The sequence below is a fragment of the Propioniciclava sp. genome (assembly GCF_029977985.1).
GTDB lineage: Bacteria > Actinomycetota > Actinomycetes > Propionibacteriales > Propionibacteriaceae > Propioniciclava.
The window spans coordinates 1-16175 of sequence record NZ_JARKOT010000116.1 but is presented as its reverse complement, the minus strand read 5'-3'; the positions used below and the strand labels follow the sequence as shown (position 1 = coordinate 16175).

General features: G+C 71.0%; 15 protein-coding genes. 11 read left to right on the top strand and 4 right to left on the bottom strand.

The window, feature by feature from the left end; translation table 11 throughout:
- Positions 1–27 precede the first annotated feature (27 nt).
- Together Q1K57_RS07435 and Q1K57_RS07430 are read right to left on the bottom strand one after the other, a co-directional pair.
- Positions 28–861 (bottom strand): glycosyltransferase, encoded by an 834-nt coding sequence (locus Q1K57_RS07435; RefSeq protein WP_300080493.1) that lies wholly within the window; start codon positions 859–861, stop codon positions 28–30.
- The gene (locus Q1K57_RS07430) at positions 854–1801 is read right to left on the bottom strand and encodes a glycosyltransferase (RefSeq protein ID WP_300080491.1); all 948 of its coding nucleotides are present in this window, start codon (positions 1799–1801) and stop codon (positions 854–856) included. Before Q1K57_RS07430 ends, Q1K57_RS07435 begins: the two co-directional genes overlap by 8 nt.
- Positions 1802–1873: 72 nt before the next feature.
- Here Q1K57_RS07430 and Q1K57_RS07425 point away from each other — a divergent pair, with 72 nt between their 5' ends.
- From Q1K57_RS07425 to Q1K57_RS07390, 8 genes are all read left to right on the top strand, one after another.
- Entirely contained in the window at positions 1874–3211 is a 1338-nt protein-coding gene (locus Q1K57_RS07425) for a hemolysin family protein (protein WP_300080489.1), read from the top strand.
- A gap of 49 nt (positions 3212–3260) precedes the next feature.
- Positions 3261–4469: a phosphotransferase gene (locus tag Q1K57_RS07420; RefSeq protein ID WP_300080487.1), complete on the top strand. Its 1209-nt coding sequence runs from the start codon at positions 3261–3263 to the stop codon at positions 4467–4469.
- Positions 4470–4636: 167 nt separating this feature from the next.
- Positions 4637–5719, top strand: a complete 1083-nt coding sequence (locus Q1K57_RS07415; RefSeq protein ID WP_300080485.1) for a BMP family ABC transporter substrate-binding protein — start codon at positions 4637–4639, stop codon at positions 5717–5719.
- 102 nt (positions 5720–5821) lie between these two features.
- Complete coding sequence (locus Q1K57_RS07410) at positions 5822–7381, top strand: ABC transporter ATP-binding protein (RefSeq protein WP_300080483.1); 1560 nt, start codon at positions 5822–5824, stop codon at positions 7379–7381.
- Positions 7374–8537 carry an ABC transporter permease gene (locus tag Q1K57_RS07405; RefSeq protein WP_300080481.1) on the top strand — a complete coding sequence of 388 codons (1164 nt, stop codon included), beginning with the start codon at positions 7374–7376 and terminating at the stop codon, positions 8535–8537. Before Q1K57_RS07410 ends, Q1K57_RS07405 begins: the two co-directional genes overlap by 8 nt.
- Positions 8534–9835 carry an ABC transporter permease gene (locus Q1K57_RS07400; protein ID WP_366525352.1) on the top strand — a complete coding sequence of 434 codons (1302 nt, stop codon included), beginning with the start codon at positions 8534–8536 and terminating at the stop codon, positions 9833–9835. Before Q1K57_RS07405 ends, Q1K57_RS07400 begins: the two co-directional genes overlap by 4 nt.
- Entirely contained in the window at positions 9832–10227 is a 396-nt protein-coding gene (locus Q1K57_RS07395; protein ID WP_300080479.1) for a cytidine deaminase, read from the top strand. Before Q1K57_RS07400 ends, Q1K57_RS07395 begins: the two co-directional genes overlap by 4 nt.
- A gap of 43 nt (positions 10228–10270) precedes the next feature.
- Entirely contained in the window at positions 10271–11353 is a 1083-nt protein-coding gene (locus Q1K57_RS07390; protein ID WP_300080477.1) for an adenosine deaminase, read from the top strand.
- On the opposite strand, the gene Q1K57_RS07385 is transcribed toward Q1K57_RS07390, so the two are convergent.
- Positions 11340–11558, bottom strand: a complete 219-nt coding sequence (locus Q1K57_RS07385; RefSeq protein ID WP_300080475.1) for a hypothetical protein — start codon at positions 11556–11558, stop codon at positions 11340–11342. The two genes, Q1K57_RS07390 and Q1K57_RS07385, sit on opposite strands and share 14 nt — an antisense overlap.
- Positions 11555–12775, bottom strand: a complete 1221-nt coding sequence (locus Q1K57_RS07380; RefSeq protein ID WP_300080473.1) for an inorganic phosphate transporter — start codon at positions 12773–12775, stop codon at positions 11555–11557. Before Q1K57_RS07380 ends, Q1K57_RS07385 begins: the two co-directional genes overlap by 4 nt.
- Before the next feature lie 179 nt (positions 12776–12954).
- Between Q1K57_RS07380 and metG the strand changes: the two genes are divergently transcribed.
- From metG to Q1K57_RS07365, 3 genes are all read left to right on the top strand, one after another.
- On the top strand, positions 12955–14739 hold the full coding sequence (metG, locus tag Q1K57_RS07375; RefSeq protein ID WP_300080471.1) for a methionine--tRNA ligase: 1785 nt from the start codon (positions 12955–12957) through the stop codon (positions 14737–14739).
- A 41-nt stretch (positions 14740–14780) separates the two neighbouring features.
- Positions 14781–15443 (top strand): O-methyltransferase, encoded by a 663-nt coding sequence (locus Q1K57_RS07370; protein ID WP_300080469.1) that lies wholly within the window; start codon positions 14781–14783, stop codon positions 15441–15443.
- Positions 15444–15479: 36 nt separating this feature from the next.
- The coding region (locus Q1K57_RS07365) for a carboxymuconolactone decarboxylase family protein (protein ID WP_300080467.1) at positions 15480–16175 on the top strand (696 nt) is incomplete at its 3' end.

Below are 16175 nucleotides of genomic sequence, written 5' to 3'. Positions count from 1 at the left end.
ACGGCGGCTGGGCATCCGGACCGGGCGTCAGCGGGAGCGCAGGCGGGTGAAGGCGGCGTAGATCGGCTTGCGCACCGCCGTCGGGATGAACCGCCACACCCCTCGCACGGCCACGTTGCGCACGAACTGGACCGGCGTCGTAAACCCTGTCCGCAGCATGCCCGCCTGCAACGCCAGCTCCGAACGCAGCAGCGTCCAGCCGCCGCGGCGCGCATAGGCGCCGGCGCCGACCCGGTAGAGGACCAGCGGCTCGGCCACGTTCCCCACGCGGGCGCCCGCGTGGATCATGCGGGCGAACAGCCAGTAGTCCTCCATCTTGTCCAGGTGCTCGTAACCCCCGGCGGCGGCCACGGCCGAGCGCCGGTACACGACGGCGGGGTGGTTGAACGGGTCCTGGAAACGCGCCAGGGCAGCGATGGACGCCGCATCCGTCGGCCAGGCGCGCACGAGACCGCGGTCGGTCTCGTCGTCGGTGAACTCGGCGATCGCGCTCGACACCAGGTCGAGCCCGTCCTCGACGAGGGGCACCTGCACGGCGAACCGGTGGGGGAGCGACACGTCATCGGCGTCCGCGCGGGCGATGATCTCGTGGGCGCACGCCGCCAGACCCGCGCTGAGTGCCCGAGCAAGCCCCACGTTGGCCGGCAGGGCCACCACGCGGACGCCGACGCCGTCGGTCAGCTCGCCCAGACCGGCGCGGGCCACCACGGCGGCCAGGTCGGCCCCGACCGGCCCGTCCTGCACGATGACGAGCTCGGCGGGGCGCCGCGACTGATCGACCGTCACCGAGCGGATCGCCCGCTCCACCCACCCGGCCCGGTCCCCGGCGTACACGGGCAGCAGCACGCTGAAGTCAGCCACGCCCGGCACCCGCCTCGATCGCGGACACGTCGCCGGCCACCGGCGTGCCCGCCAGGACGGCGGTCGTCGTCGGCTTGCGACCCACGCCTTCGCGAAGTCCCCGCCAGCCGTAGGCCGCCAGTGACCGTCGTTGCCGCGAACGGGCCATCATCCGCGTCCATCGCAGGAGCGTGGATCCGGCGTACAAGCAGCGGTCCCGCACGCCGAGGGCGTCCGATCGCGTGAAGAGCCACACCTTGTTGCGCACCTCGTTGACGAAACGGGGTCCTGGATCGGCGTCCGATGCCCCGAAGACCCTGGTCAGGTGCAGCACCCGGCTGGCCGGCACGTACAGTCCGACGCCGTCGCGCAGCAATCTCGCCGTGTACTCGAAGTCGTCGTTCCACAGGAAGTACGCGGCTTCGGGCAGACCGTGCCTCCGGACCGCGTCCGCGTCGATCAGGATGCTCACGAAGGACGCCGACCTGATGGCCTTGGCGCCGACGGACGCGGCGGCGTCCCGCTCGTCCGGCGACAGGCCGAACCGCTCCCGAGGCGTGTTCATGGGGTGTTCCCGGCCGTCCTGCCAGTCGGCCCGCGACGCGGCGACGCTCACCCGACCCGGGTAGCGGTCGCGTGCCTCGAGCAAGGCCGCCAGCGCCCCCGGAGTGGGAACCGTGTCGTCGTCCATGATCCAGACGAGATCGGCGGCGTGCCGGCGCAGGGCCACCGCGATCCCGGCCGCGAAACCCCCGGCGCCGCCCGTGTTGACGGGCAGCGACACGACCTCGGTCGTGACCCCGTGCCCGGACGCCAGCGCCGCGGAGTCGTCGGTGGAGGCATTGTCGATGACGACCACGGCGTCGACCGGGCGCTCCTGGGAGTCGAGCCCGTCGAGGGTGCGGGCCAGCAGGTCGCGGCGGTTCCACGCGACGACCACGGCGACGACGCGGGCACTCATGGCCGCGAGCCTAGCGGGACGCGGCGGCCCCGAGCGTGAACGTCGTCCGGGTGCCCCGATACTCTGACGGGCGTGGATCCCATCGTGGCCAATGTCTTGCTGATCCTGCTGTTCATCGTGATCGGCGGCGTGTTCGCCGCCGCCGAGATGGCGCTGGTCTCGCTGCGCGAGAGCCAGGCGCGCGCCCTCGCGACCCGCGGCAAGCGCGGCGCGACGGTGAGTGCGCTGGCGTCCGACCCGAACCGGTTCCTCTCGGCCGTTCAGATCGGCGTCACGCTGTCGGGCTTCCTGTCGGCTGCGGTCGGCGGCGCCACGCTTGCGGGCGACCTGGCTCCCGTCCTGGTCGGCTGGGGCGTCCCGGAGGCGGTGGCGCCGACGCTGGCCCTCGTCCTGATCACCTTGGCCATCTCCTACGTCTCGATCGTGCTCGGCGAGCTCGCTGCCAAGCGCCTTGCCATGCAGCGCGCCGAGGCGTTCGCCATGGCGCTCGCGCCGCTCGTGAACGTGATCGCGACCCTCACGCGGCCCGTCATCTGGTTCCTCGGGGTCTCGACGAACGTCGTCGTGAAGCTGCTGGGCGGCGACCCACGCGCGTCCCGCGAGGAGGTCACCGACGAGGAGCTCCGCGCCATGGTGTCCACGTCCGCTGCGCTGGGCGACGAGGGACGTCAGATCGTCGACGAGGTCTTCTCCGCCGGTCAGGTCACGCTGCGCGAGGCGATGGTGCCCCGCACGGAGGTCGACTTCCTCGACGGCGACATGCCCGCTCACAAGGCCATGCGCGTCGTGGCGGATGGTTCTCACAGCCGCTACCCGGTCGTCGGCAACGACGTGGACGACGTGCTCGGCTTCCTCCACGTCCGCGACCTGTTCGATCTCGACCCGGTGGCCCGCAACGCGCCGATCAGCCAGCTGGTGCGACCGATCGCGGCGCTGCCGCAGACGGTGCGCATCCTGCACGCGCTGTCGGTCATGCAGGCCGCCAACGACCATGTCGTCATCGTCCGGGACGAGTACGGCGGCACGGCAGGCATCGTCACGATCGAGGACCTCGTGGAGGAGCTCATCGGCGACATCACCGACGAGTTCGACCTCGCCGGCCCGGACGCCGACCAGGCGGCCACCGACGGTGACCTCGACGGTCTCACGACGCTGGAGCAATTCGCCGAGCGTTTCGAGCTCGTCCTGCCCGAGGGTCCCTACGACACGGTGGCCGGCTATGTCATGGCCGGTCTGGGCCACCTCCCGGGGCTCGGCGACACCCTCCGTGCCCGGCTCGTCCTGGTGGGCTCCGACGAGGGGCTCTGCGAGGATGTGGAGTTCTCCGTCACGGGTCTCGACGGACGCCGCGCGTCACGTCTGCACGTCACTCGTGTGGGAACGGCAGGCGAGGCGGCCGTCGTCCAGTAACGTTTCGCCCGCGAGGGCGCGGTGTTGCGCAGCCGGACAAGGGGGTGCGATGAGCGACGACGGCGCGGGGTTGTTGAGTTCCGCCGCGGTGGGCGACCTCCTCGCGGCCGCCGTGGACCACGCCGGCGGCACCCTCCGGTCGTGGCTGCTCGATCACATCGACGCCAACCCGCAGTCCTCGACGACCGCCACGTATTCGGCGGTGGTCGACTGGCCCTACGGCCGCCGCGACGAACTGTTGGGGGTGAGCGCCCGCGCCCACGGGCTGTCGGCCACGGACAGCCGTGCCGAGATCTTCGCCGATGGCGAGCGCGAGGTGGCCGTGTGGCTGTACCCGAACGATCCTGACCTGCCCGGCCTGGTTCGTGCCGCCTATCCCGAGTCGCTGGCGGCCGTCCTGCACGCCTACCGGGCGGTCCCCGGGGCGGTCACGGGCGCCGACCTCGACCTCGAGATGATCGCGTACCGTCCGCGCCGTCGTGCCGTGCTCCGCGCCTCCGTCCGCGGCGGCGAGACGTTCTATGTGAAGGTGCTGCGCGAGAAGATGTTCCAGGACGTCCGCAACCGGCACCGTCTCCTGCTGGACGCCGGCGTCCCCGCCCCGCCCATCGCGGCCTCGACGCCGGACTTCCTGCTCGTCCTCCACGAGCTCAGAGGGACGCCGCTGGCGCGGGCCATCTTCGCGGAGCCGGCCCCGTGCACCGCGGAGCAACTCATCGGCGTCCTCGACGCCATGCCCGCCACCGTCGCGCAGCTGGAACGACGCCCCCCGTGGTCGGACGCCGTCGACCACTACACGCGCATGGTCGCGGCGGCCCTGCCCGACCAACGAACGCGACTGGAGCAGATCGCCGCCCACATCCACGCCGGGCTCGACCAGCTTCCCCTCGGCAATGAGGCGACGCACGGCGACTTCCACGAGGGCCAGGTGCATGTGGGTGGGGGCAGGGTGGTCGGCATCCTCGACGTCGACACCATCGGTCCCGGACGCCGCGCCGACGACCTCGCCTGCCTGATCGCCCACCTGTCGACCATTCAGCGCATGAATGCCGCCCAGGCGGCCCGCGTGCACGGACTGCTCCAAGCGTGGGTGCCCGTGTTCGACACCCGGGTCGATCCGGTCGAGTTGCGGCTGCGCGCCGCCGCCGTCATCATCTCGCTCGCAACCGGCCCCTACCGCGGCCAGGAACCCAACTGGGAGCGCGAGACGCTGCTCATGGTGGACTCGGCCGAGGCCCTCGTCCGGCAAGTTCTGTGACCGTGCGGCGTAACCGTTCCGAGACCCAACCGCCTGCCAGATCACAAAGCTGTCACAACGCCCTCGGCACCGTTCCCGGCATGGCGTCTCCGCCGGGACGCCGCGTTAGGATGCCGGACGAACCGGCGCGTGTCGCCGCAAAGTTGCGTTGCCTAGGAGGCAAACCCGTGAAGAAGTTCCTGATCGGCGGCGGACTCGCCGCCTCCCTGATTCTCGCCGGCTGTGCGACCCCTCCGCCCGCCACGACCGCCGAGCCGACTTCCTCGGCGGCCGGCACCTCGTCCCCCGCCGCGGGCGCCTCCGACTTCTTGGCCTGCATGGTCTCCGACGAGGGCGGCTTCGACGACAAGTCGTTCAACGAGACCTCGTACAAGGGCCTCAAGGATGCCGTCGACCAGCTCGGCATCAAGGAGAAGGACCTCCAGTCCAACACCGTCTCCGACTTCGCCACGAACATCCAGCAGATGGTGGATTCCAACTGCAACATCATCGTGACCGTCGGCTTCATGCTCGGTGACGACACCCTCGCCGCCGCCCAGGCCAACCCCGACATCGACTTCGCGATCGTCGACTACGCCTACGACAACCCGCCTGAGAACGTCAAGGGCCTCACCTTCGACACCGCCCAGCCCGCTTACCTGGCCGGCTACGTGGCGGCGTCGCTGTCCCAGACGGGAACGGTCGGCACGTTCGGCGGCATGAACATCCCGACCGTGACGATCTTCATGCAGGGCTTCGCCCTCGGCGTCCAGCACTACAACGAGGTCAAGGGCACCGACGTCAAGGTCGTCGGTTGGGACACCAATGCCAAGGACGGCGCCTTCGTGGGCGGCTTCTCCGACGTGGCGGGTGCCAAGCAGGTGGCCCTCACGCTGACCTCCCAGGGCGCCGACGTGCTGCTGCCCGTCGCCGGCCCCGCCGGTGAGGGCGGCCTGCAGGTCGCGCAGGAGTCCGGCGGCAAGATCTCGTCGATGTGGGTCGACTCCGACGGCTACCTGTCCATGCCGCAGTACGCGGCGGTCATCCCCACCTCGGTCGGCAAGGGCATGGACGTCGCGGTGTTCAACGCCATCCAGGACTCCCTCGAGGGCACGTTCAGCAACGAGGTCTTCTCCGGCACGCTCGAGAACGAGGGCGTCTACCTGGCTCCGTTCCACGACTTCGACAGCAAGGTCTCGGCGGAGACCAAGTCCGAGGTGGAGCAGCTCGCCAAGGACATCGCCAGCGGCACCATCAAGATCGACGCCTGATCGATCCCTGACGCGCGTCACCCAGCGTGGGGAGGCGACCACTTGGTCGCCTCCCCGCGTGCGTGCTCGCACGAAGCAGCGTTCCGTGGAAGGATCCGCCCTGTGAACGACACCTCGACCGGCTTGCGGCTGGAGGGCATCACCAAGCGCTTCGGATCATTCACCGCCGTCGACTCGGTCGACCTCGATGTCGCCCCCGGCGAGATCCACTGCCTGCTCGGTGAGAACGGCGCCGGCAAGTCCACCCTGATGAACGTCCTGTACGGGCTGCTCACGCCCGACGAGGGGCGCATCGTGATCGACGGCGAGCCGCGCTCGTTCAGCAACCCGCGCCAGGCCATGAACGCCGGCATCGGGATGGTGCACCAGCACTTCATGCTCGTCGAAGTGTTCACGGTCGCCGAGAACCTCATGCTCGGCCGTGAGGGCGGCTTCGTCCTCGCCAAGGACGCCGCCCGGAAGCGGGTGCGCGACCTGTCCGAGCGCTACAACATGCCGCTCGATCCGGACGCCGTCATCGAGGACCTGCCGGTCGGCGTCCAGCAGCGTGTCGAAATCATCAAGGCGCTCGCCAACGACGCGCGCTATCTCGTCTTCGATGAGCCCACCGCCGTGCTGACCCCGCAGGAGATCGACGAGCTCATGGCCGTCATGAGCCGCCTGCGCGACGAGGGCCGCGGCATCGTCTTCATCACCCACAAGTTGCGCGAGGTCCGCGCCGTGGCCGACCGCATCACGGTGATGCGGCGCGGAAAGATCGTCGGCCGGGCCGAGCCGACGGCGTCCGAGGGCGAACTGGCCGAGCTCATGGTGGGTCGCGCCATCGCGCTCCAGATCGACAAGGACGCCGCCGCCCCCGGCGAGGCGCGGCTCACCGTCGAGGGGCTGCGGGTCGCGAACTCGGCGGGAGGCATCGTCGTCGACGGGGTCGACTTCGACGTGCACGGTGGCGAAATCCTGTGCATCGCCGGCGTGCAGGGCAACGGCCAATCGGAACTGGTGGACGCTCTCATGGGCAACATCCCGCCGATCGGCGGCCGGATCACGCTCGACGGGGTCGACATCAGCCACACGACGCCGCGCCGGACCATCGACGCCGGTATGGGGTTCGTGCCGGAGGACCGGGAGTACGACGGCTTCGTCGCCCCGTTCACGATCGCCGAGAACCTGGTGCTCAACCGCGCCTCGCAGGCGCCGTTCGCGAAGGGGCTCGCCCTCGACCTCGGCGCCATCGAACGCAATGCGGAGGCGCTGCGCGAGGAGTTCGACATCCGGGCCCAGTCGGTGGACGACCCGATCAGCGCCCTGTCGGGCGGCAACAAACAGAAGGTGGTGCTGGCCCGCGAGCTGAGCAGGCCCTTGTCGGTGCTCGTGGCGAGCCAGCCGACCCGCGGCGTCGACGTGGGCGCCATCGAGTTCCTCCACCAGCGGATCGTGGCCGAGCGCGACAAGGGCACGGCCGTTCTGCTGGTCTCGACCGAGCTCGACGAGGTGGAGGCGCTCGCCGACCGCGTCCTGGTCATGTACCGGGGCAAGGTGGTCGGCATCGTGAGCCCGGACACGTCCCGCGAAGTGATGGGCCTCATGATGGCGGGCGTTCCCTTCGACGAGGCCCTCGCGGGCGCGACGGCGCGACACGGTCAGGAGAACACGCATGAGTGAGGACAGCCGCGCCGCCTGGCGCGAGCGCCGGCGGCGGTGGGCGGTGACCGCAGGCTCCATGGTGCTCGCGCTCCTCGCGGGAGCCGTGTTGATGATCGTCTCCGACGAGGCCGTCGCCAGCCAGTTCGCCTACCTGTTCACCGCCCCGCAGCTGCCGCTCGGCGCCGCCTGGGCGAAGGTCGCGAACGCCTACGCGGCCCTGTTCGTCGGCGCCGTCGGGTCGCCGAACGCGTTGGCGTCCACGGCGTGGCAGGCGGGGCCGCTCATCGTGGCCGGCCTCGGCGTCGGCGTCACCTTCCGGGCGGGCCTGTTCAACATCGGCGCCCAGGGCCAAGCGGTGTGGGGGGCGATCGGCGCGGCGTACGTGGGTTTCACCTGGCACCTGCCGCCCGTCGTCCACCTGCTCGTCGCCGTCGCCGTCGGGCTCGTGCTCGGCGCCGTCTGGGGCGCCCTTGCGGGCTTCCTCAAGGCGAAGACGGGCGCCCACGAGGTCATCTTGACCATCATGATGAACTTCATCGCCACGTCGATCCTGGCCTGGCTGCTCATCACGCCCGCTTTCCAGCGGCCGGGTCGCACCGACCCGATCGCACCCATCGTGGACGCCACCGCCCAGTTCCCGGCGCTCTTCCGCAACTTCCACGTGGGCTTCTTCGTGGCGCTGGCCGCGGCCGCCCTCGTGTGGTGGTTGATGGACCGCTCCACCATCGGCTTCACCATGCGCGCGGTGGGCGCCAACCCGCACGCCGCGGGCACGGCCGGCATGAGCGTGGACAACACGACCATCGTCGCCATGGCCATCTCCGGGCTCCTCGCCGGGCTTGCCGGCGTCCTGTTCGCGCTCGGGCCGGCGGCCGGCGGCTCTGCGACGCCGCTGTCGGCGGGCCTCGTGGGCACGGTGGGCTTCGACGCCCTCACGGTGGCCCTGCTCGGCCGCAGCCGCCCGGTGGGCACCATCCTGGCCGGCCTGCTGTTCGGCGGCCTGCACGCCGGCGGGCTGGCGATGCAGAGCGCTGCGGGCACCCCACTGACCCTGTCCACCGTGCTCCAGGCGCTCATCGTGCTGTTCGTGGCAGCACCCGCCATCGTGAGCGCTCTGATGCCGAAGGTGAAGGCTCCCAAGCAGCCCGCCCTCGTGGGAGGTGAGGCGGCATGAGCGCCACCGTCCAGCACCCCGACTCGCTCGACGCCCCTATCGAGCTCGCCCACACCGAATCCGCCGCCGGACGCCGCGCCCGGTTGTCGACCGGCGTCCTGCTCGTCGTCCTCGGCGTCCTCATGGGCTGGCTGGGCGTCACCGCCACGTCGGGGGATGCCCGCTACGCCCTCTCGGACGCCTTCGCCGCGGTTCAGCTGCCCACCCTGAGCGCGCCCGGCATGCCGACGGTGCTGCTCTGCACCGTGCTCACGCTGCTCGCCGGTGCCGGCTTCCTCTCCGGACGCCTCTGGGGCCGGTCCCGTGCCGCCGCCGCGGCGGTGGCCGGCATCGCCGTGGGCCTCGGCTTCGTGACGTGGGCCGTCGCTGGCAGCAGCCAGGCGTTCCCGGTGAGCAACCAGCTGTCGGGCACCATCGCGCTCGCCACTCCGCTCGTGTTCGGTGCTCTGTGCGGCGCGCTGGGCGAGAACGCGGGCGTGGTCAATGTGGCGATCGAGGGCCAGTTCCTCACCGCCGCGTTCACCGCCGCGCTCGTGGGTTCGGTGACGCGCTCGGTGCCGGCCGCTCTGGTGGCCGCCGTGATCGCCGGCGTGCTCATGGGCGCCATGTTGGCGGTCTTCTCGATCAAGTACCTGGTCGACCAGGTGGTGCTCGGCGTCGTGATCAACCTGTTCGCGTCGGGCATCACGGGCTTCATGTTCGACCAACTCGTGCAGCCGAACTCGGGCGAACTCAACCGGGTCCCGCCCATCTCGCGGCTCCCCATCCCGCTGCTCTCCGACATTCCGCTGCTCGGGCCGGTCCTGTTCAACCAGACCATCCTCGTGTACCTGGCGATCGTGAGTGTGGCCGTCGTGTGGTTCCTGCTCTACCGCACCCGGTGGGGCCTGCGCGTCCGTTCGGTCGGCGAACACCCGGAGGCAGCCGACACGGTGGGCATCAACGTGCGCCTGGTCCGGTGGCAGGCGGTCCTGCTCGGCGGTCTCTTCGCCGGGCTGGGCGGCGCGTTCTTCACGATCGGGTCGAGCGTCAGCTTCATCAAGGACATCACGGTCGGCAATGGGTTCATTGCGCTCGCCGCGCTGATCATGGGGCGCTGGCATCCGGTCCGGGCGGCGCTCATGGCGCTGTTCTTCGGCTTCGTCTCTCAGCTCGGCTCGCAGCTGCAGGTGTTGCAGACGCCCATGCCCAGTCAGTTCCTGCTCATGCTGCCCTACGTGGCCACGATCATCGCGGTCGCCGGCCTCATCGGCCGCTCGCGCGCGCCGAAGGCCGACGGTCAGCCCTACGAGCGATGAACGCGGTCGACTGGGCTGCCCTGCAGTCAGCCGCGCGGGCGGCGTCCGAGCGGGCCTACGCGCCGTACTCCCACTATCGCGTGGGCGCGGCGGCGTTGGTCTCCGACGGCCGCGTCGTGGCGGGCTGCAATGTCGAGAACGCCGGGTACGGTGTGACGCTGTGCGCCGAGTGCGGCCTCGTCTCCGACCTCGTGCTCGGCGGTGGCGGACGCCTCATCGCCTTCACCTGCTGCAACGGTGACGGGGCGGTCATCATGCCGTGCGGTCGCTGCCGCCAACTGCTCTGGGAACACGGCGGCGACGGCCTGCTGGTCGAGACGCCCGAGGGAATCAGGGGCATGGCCGACGTGCTGCCGCAAGCGTTCGGCCCCGAAGACCTCGTCCGCCGCTGAGGCTCGCTTGTGCCTCCCGCCGGGCGTGGCAGGATCGGACGTCATGACCGCCGACGCCGCCCTGATCGCCACCCTGCCAAAGGTCGCCCTGCACGACCACCTCGACGGCGGCCTGCGGCCCGCCACGATGCTGGAGTTGGCGGACGAGGTGGGGCATCGGTTGCCCGCCACGGACGCCGCCGGTCTCGCCGACTGGTTCCACCGGGCCGCGAGCTCCGGTTCGCTCGAGCGCTATCTCGCCACATTCGTGCACACGGTCGCGTGCATGCAGACGCCCGACCACTTGCGGCGGGTCGCCCGCGAGTGGGTGCTCGATCTTGCCGCCGACGGAGTCGTGTACGGCGAGGCCCGCTGGGCGCCCGAGCAGCATCGGGCGGCGGGGCTCACGCCGGCTGCGGCCGTCGCGGCGGTCGCGGAGGGACTGCGGGAGGGCATGGCGGAGGCGGCGGCGTCCGGGAGGCCGATGATCGCCCGGCAGCTGGTGTCGTCGCTGCGCCACCGGCCCGCCTCGTCGGCGGTCGCCGAACTGGCGATCAGCGGGGCCGACCAGCTCGTGGCGGGCTTCGACCTGGCGGGTCCGGAGGACGGCTACCCCGCGACCGATCACCACGTCACGTTCGCCCACCTGGCTGACCACTGGGTGCCGGTCACCATCCACGCCGGTGAGGCGGCGGGGGTGGCATCCATCGCGGGTGCCCTCCATCAAGGGGCGCTGCGCTTGGGGCACGGGGCGCGGCTCGTCGACGACATCGCCGCCGAGGGCGACGGCTTCCGGCTGGGACCCGTGGCGACGTGGGTGCGCGACCGGCGCATCCCGCTCGAGCTGAGTCCCTCGTCGAACCTGCAGACGGGCGTGTGCGCGACCATCGGCGAACACCCCTTCGGGCTTCTCGCGCGCCTGGGGTTCGTGGTGACCGTCAACTGCGACAACCGGCTCATGAGCCGCACGTCGCTGAGTCGCGAACTCGGCCTGCTGGTCGACGCCTTCGGCTACGGGCTGGCCGACCTGCACCGGTTCACGGTGGACGCCGCCCGCGCGGCCTTCCTGCCCCACGACGGGCGGGAACGGCTCGTGACCGAAGTCATCGATCCCGGTTTCGCGGCGGCGGGCCTCAGAACAGCTTGACGCCGAGCCCGTGGGCCACGATGCCGGCGATGCCGAGCACGACCGCGGCCCCCACGACGGCGTACGCGACGTAGGCGGCCCCGCGGCGTCCGTGTGCGTGCTGGCGCACCCCGAGGCTGAACAGGGCGGGCAGCCCCGCGCCGAGCACGAGGCCGACGAGCAGAACTTTCCAGATCGCGTCGAGCGCGGCGAGGACCTGGCTCATGACGCCACCGCGTGGTCTTCGGCGGGAAGGTGCACCGTTTCGTCCCATTCGTCGTTGACGTTGTGGTGGCCCACGGGGTGCCGCTGGGCGTCCAGCCACATCCAGAAGGCGAGGCCGGCCATGACGAGCACGATCGCGATCGGGCCGAAGACCGGGCCGGCCCATGTGGCCAGGCCCCACAGCAGGGCGCCGCTCGCGGCGGCGCAGGGGAGCGTGATGACCCAGGCGATCGCCATGCGGCCGGCCACGCCCCAGCGGACCTCGGCGCCGCGGCGTCCGAGACCCGAACCGAGGATGGACCCGGTGGCGACGTGCGTGGTGGAGAGGGCGAAGCCGAGTTGGCTACTCGACAGGATCACGGCCGCGGACGCCGCCTCCGCGGCCATACCCTGCGGCGGCGAGATCTCGACCAGACCCTTGCCCATGGTCCGGATGATGCGCCACCCGCCGATCCACGTGCCCAGCGCGATGGCGAGGGCGCACGCGACCTTGACCCAGAGCGGGATCTCGGCGGTGTTGGTCCAGTGGCCACCGGCGATGAGGGCGAGCGTGATCACACCCATCGTCTTCTGCGCGTCGTTGGCGCCGTGGGCGAGCGACACGAGTGACGCGGTTCCGATCTGGCCCCAGCGGAAGCCGGTGTCCATGGTCGTGCGCGCGACGCCTCGGGCGATGCGGAAGACCAGCCACGTGCCGGCCATGGCGACCAACGCCGCGATGGCGGGGGAGGCGAGGGCGGGCAGGATCACCTTGCCGACGACGCCGTCGAGCTTCGCGCCGCTGCCGATCCACTTGACCGACTGCCAGCCGAGGCCGGCGATCGTCGAGCCGATGAGGCCGCCGAACATGGCGTGCGACGAACTGGACGGCAGCCCGCGCATCCAGGTGAACAGGTTCCACGAGATGGCGCCCGCGAGGCCGGCGAGGACCACGAGCAGCAGGTCGTGCCCGCCATTCGTGAGCAGGTCGGCACGCGGCGTGCCGTCGGCGTTCTGGATGGTGATGATGGCGTTGGTGACCGTGAGGGCCACCTCGACGCTCAGGAAGGCACCGACGAGGTTGAGCACCGCGCACAGGAGGACGGCGGTGCGCGGCGAGAGTGCCTTGGTGGCGATGGACGTGGCCATCGCGTTCGCGGTGTCGTGGAAGCCGTTCGTGAAGTCGAACGCGAGGGCGGTTCCAACGACCAGGATCAGGAGGACCAATTCGGCGGTCACGATAAACCAGCGTAAACCTGTGGTCGCCGCCCGTTCATCTTCGCGGCATCTTGGGCTGTTTGTTGCCGGACGCCCCGGCCGACAGCCCCGGCGGTTCGCGTCGAGAGCCCTGGGCGGCGCCCGGCGGCGAGGATGGCGTTCGGTCGGGGGCGTGGCGCCCCTGCCATAGAATCGCGAGCATGACTTCTCGGATCCTCACCTGCGCGGCGTGGCCCTACGCCAACGGCCCGCGCCACATCGGGCACGTGTCCGGCTTCGCCGTGCCCGCGGACGTCTTCTCCCGCTACCAGCGCATGGCGGGCAACGACGTCCTCATGGTGTCGGGGACCGATGAGCACGGCACCGCGATCCAGGTGAAGGCCGACGCCGAGGGGTTGACCGCCCGCGAGACCGCCGACAAGTATCACCAGGTGATCGTCGAGGACCTCCAGGGCCTCGGACTCTCCTACGACCTCTACACGCGCACCACGACGCTCAACCACCGAGCGGTCGTGCAGGAGCTGTTCAGCGCGCTGCACCGCAACGGCTACGTGGTCGCCGAGAAGCAGATGGGGGCGCTGTCGCCGTCGACGGGCCGCACGCTGGCCGACCGCTATATCGAGGGCACCTGCCCGCACTGCGGGTTCGACGGTGCGCGGGGCGACCAGTGCGACAACTGCGGCCGGCAGCTCGACGCGATCGATCTCATCAATCCGCGCAGCCGGATCAACGGCGAGGTGCCCGACTTCGTCGAGACCGAGCACTTCTTCCTCGACCTGCCCGCGCTGGCCGAGGCGTTGCAGGAGTGGCTGCAGACGCGCGACGACTGGCGTCCGAACGTCATCCGCTTCAGTCGGGAGTTCGCCAAGGAGCTCAAGCCGCGCGCCGTGACCCGCGACCTCGACTGGGGCGTCCCGATTCCCGTGGCGGGCTGGGCGGACGCCGACATGAAGCGCATCTACGTGTGGTTCGACGCCGTGACCGGCTACCTGTCGGCGTCCATCGAATGGGCGCGCCGGGTGGGGCGTCCGGAGGACTGGCGCCTGTGGTGGCAGGACGATGCCGCCCGCAGCTACTACTTCATGGGCAAGGACAACATCACCTTCCACACCGTCATCTGGCCCGGGATGCTCATCGGCGCCAACGGGGCGGGCAGCCGCGGCGGCGAGCCGAGCGCGTTCGGCGTCCTCGACCTGCCGACCGAGATCGTGAGCTCGGAGTTCCTCACGATGTCGGGCTCCAAGCTCGCCAGTTCGCGCGGGCACGTGATCTACGTCGGCGACTTCCTGCGCGAGTTCGGCCCGGACGCGCTGCGCTACTACATCGCGGTCGCCGGCCCCGAGAACCAGGACACCGACTTCACCTGGGACGAGTTCGTCCGCCGGGTTAACTTCGAGCTCGCCAACGAGTGGGGCAACCTGGTGAACCGCTCGGTGTCGATGGCGCACAAGAACGTCGGGGCGATCCCGGCGGCGTCCGCGTTGACCGAGGCCGACCGGGCGCTGCTGGCGGCCTCGGCGGGGGCGTTCGAGACCGTCGGCGGCCTGCTCGAGCGGGCCCGCTTCAAGCAGGCGATCACCGAGGCCATGCGCGTCGTGTCGCTCGCGAACAAGTACCTGTCCGACGAGGAGCCGTGGAAGAAGAAGGACGACCCGGCGCGGCGGGACACGATCCTGCACGTGGCGCTGCAGGCGGTCAGCGACTGCAACGCGCTGCTCACCCCGTTCATGCCGCATGCGGCCCAGAAGGTGTTCGAGGCGCTGGGCGGTGAGGGCGTGTGGGCGGCGCAGCCGCGGATCGTCACCGTGTCGGAGGAGGGGGCCCCGGACTACCCGGTGCTCATGGGCGACTACGCCTCCGAGCAGGCGCGGTGGGCGTCGACGCCCATCGCCGTCGGGACGCCCCTGGCCAAGCCGACGCCCATCTTCGCCAAGCTCGACGAGGCGCTCGGGGCAACGGGCCCGGCCTGGGCGCCGGTGGCCTGAAGACGCCCCCCACCCGCCGGCCCCGTGCGAGGATCTGCGGCATGCAGGAGCGTTTCGCGGCGGTGGACGCCCATCTGGGCCGGCTGGTCGACGAGGACGCCGCGCTCGTCGCGGCGCGAACGGCCGAGGATGTGAGCCGACCCGGCATCGAGGTGAGCCCGCTGGCGGGCAAGCTGCTGTTCCTGCTGGCCCGGGCGATGGGGGCGCGCCGCGTGCTGGAGTTCGGCACGCTCGCCGGCTACAGCACGATCTGGCTCGCGCGGGCGGTGGGCCCGGCGGGGCGCGTCGTCTCCCTCGAGATCGACCGTGCCAACGCCCTCGCCGCCCGGCGCAACCTGGAGGCCGCTGGGGTGTCGGCGTGGGTCGACATCCTCTGCGGTTCGGCGGCCGACACCTCGGCGAAGCTCGCCGAGCGCGGCGTCGAGCCGTTCGACCTCGTCTTCGTGGACGCCGACAAGGCGTCCCTACCCACCTACCTCGATCGGGCCGCCGCACTGACGAGGGCGGGTGCCCTCGTGGTCATCGACAACGTCGTGCGCGGCGGCCGCATCATCGAGGTGGAGGCGGCGGCGTCCGACCCGCACATCGCGGGGGTACGGCAGGCACTGGACGTGCTGGCGTCCGACCCGCGCTACGACGCGACGGCTGTGCAGACGGTCGGCGTGAAGGGCTGGGACGGCCTCGCCCTTGCGCTCCGCACGTGAGGCCGCTCGGGTAGCCTGTCGGACAGGAGGACGACGATGACCGACAAGCGCAGCCGCAAGGAACTCGCGGACGAGACCTACCACTCCCTCTTCGGCCCGGGCGAACCGGCCCTGAACGCCGACGATCCCGAGCTGGGCGACATCCTGCGCAAGGTGATCTTCGGCGACGTGTTCCGCATCGGCGACCTCGACCTGCGCACCCGCGAGATCCTCACCGTCTCGGTGCTCGCGACACTGCAGTGCATCGCCCAGCTACGTGGCCACGCGCAGGCGGCCCTGAACGTGGGCGTCACGCCGGTCGAGCTGCGCGAGACGCTCTACCAGTGCGCCCCCTTCATCGGGTTCCCGCGCACGCTCAATGCGGTCGCCGCCCTCAACGAGGTGCTGCGCGCCAACGACGTCGAGCTGCCGCTGCCCGGCGAGGGCACCACCCCCGACGAGGAACGCTTCGCCCGCGGGCTGGATGTGCAGGAGCCCCTTTACGGCACCGCGATGCGCACCGCCATGGCGACGCTGCCGGGCGAGTTCGGGGACGCCGTGCCGCGTCTGCTCACCGAGTGGGGGTTCGGCGACATCGCCAGCCGCCCCGGCCTCGACCTGCGCACCCGCGAGCTGGTCGTCCTCGTCGTGCTCGCGGCCATCGGGGACACGCCGGCGCAGATCCGCTCGCACACCCTCGGCAACCTCAAGGCCGGCACCAGCCTCGAGACGTGCCTCGCCGCGCTCGTGCAC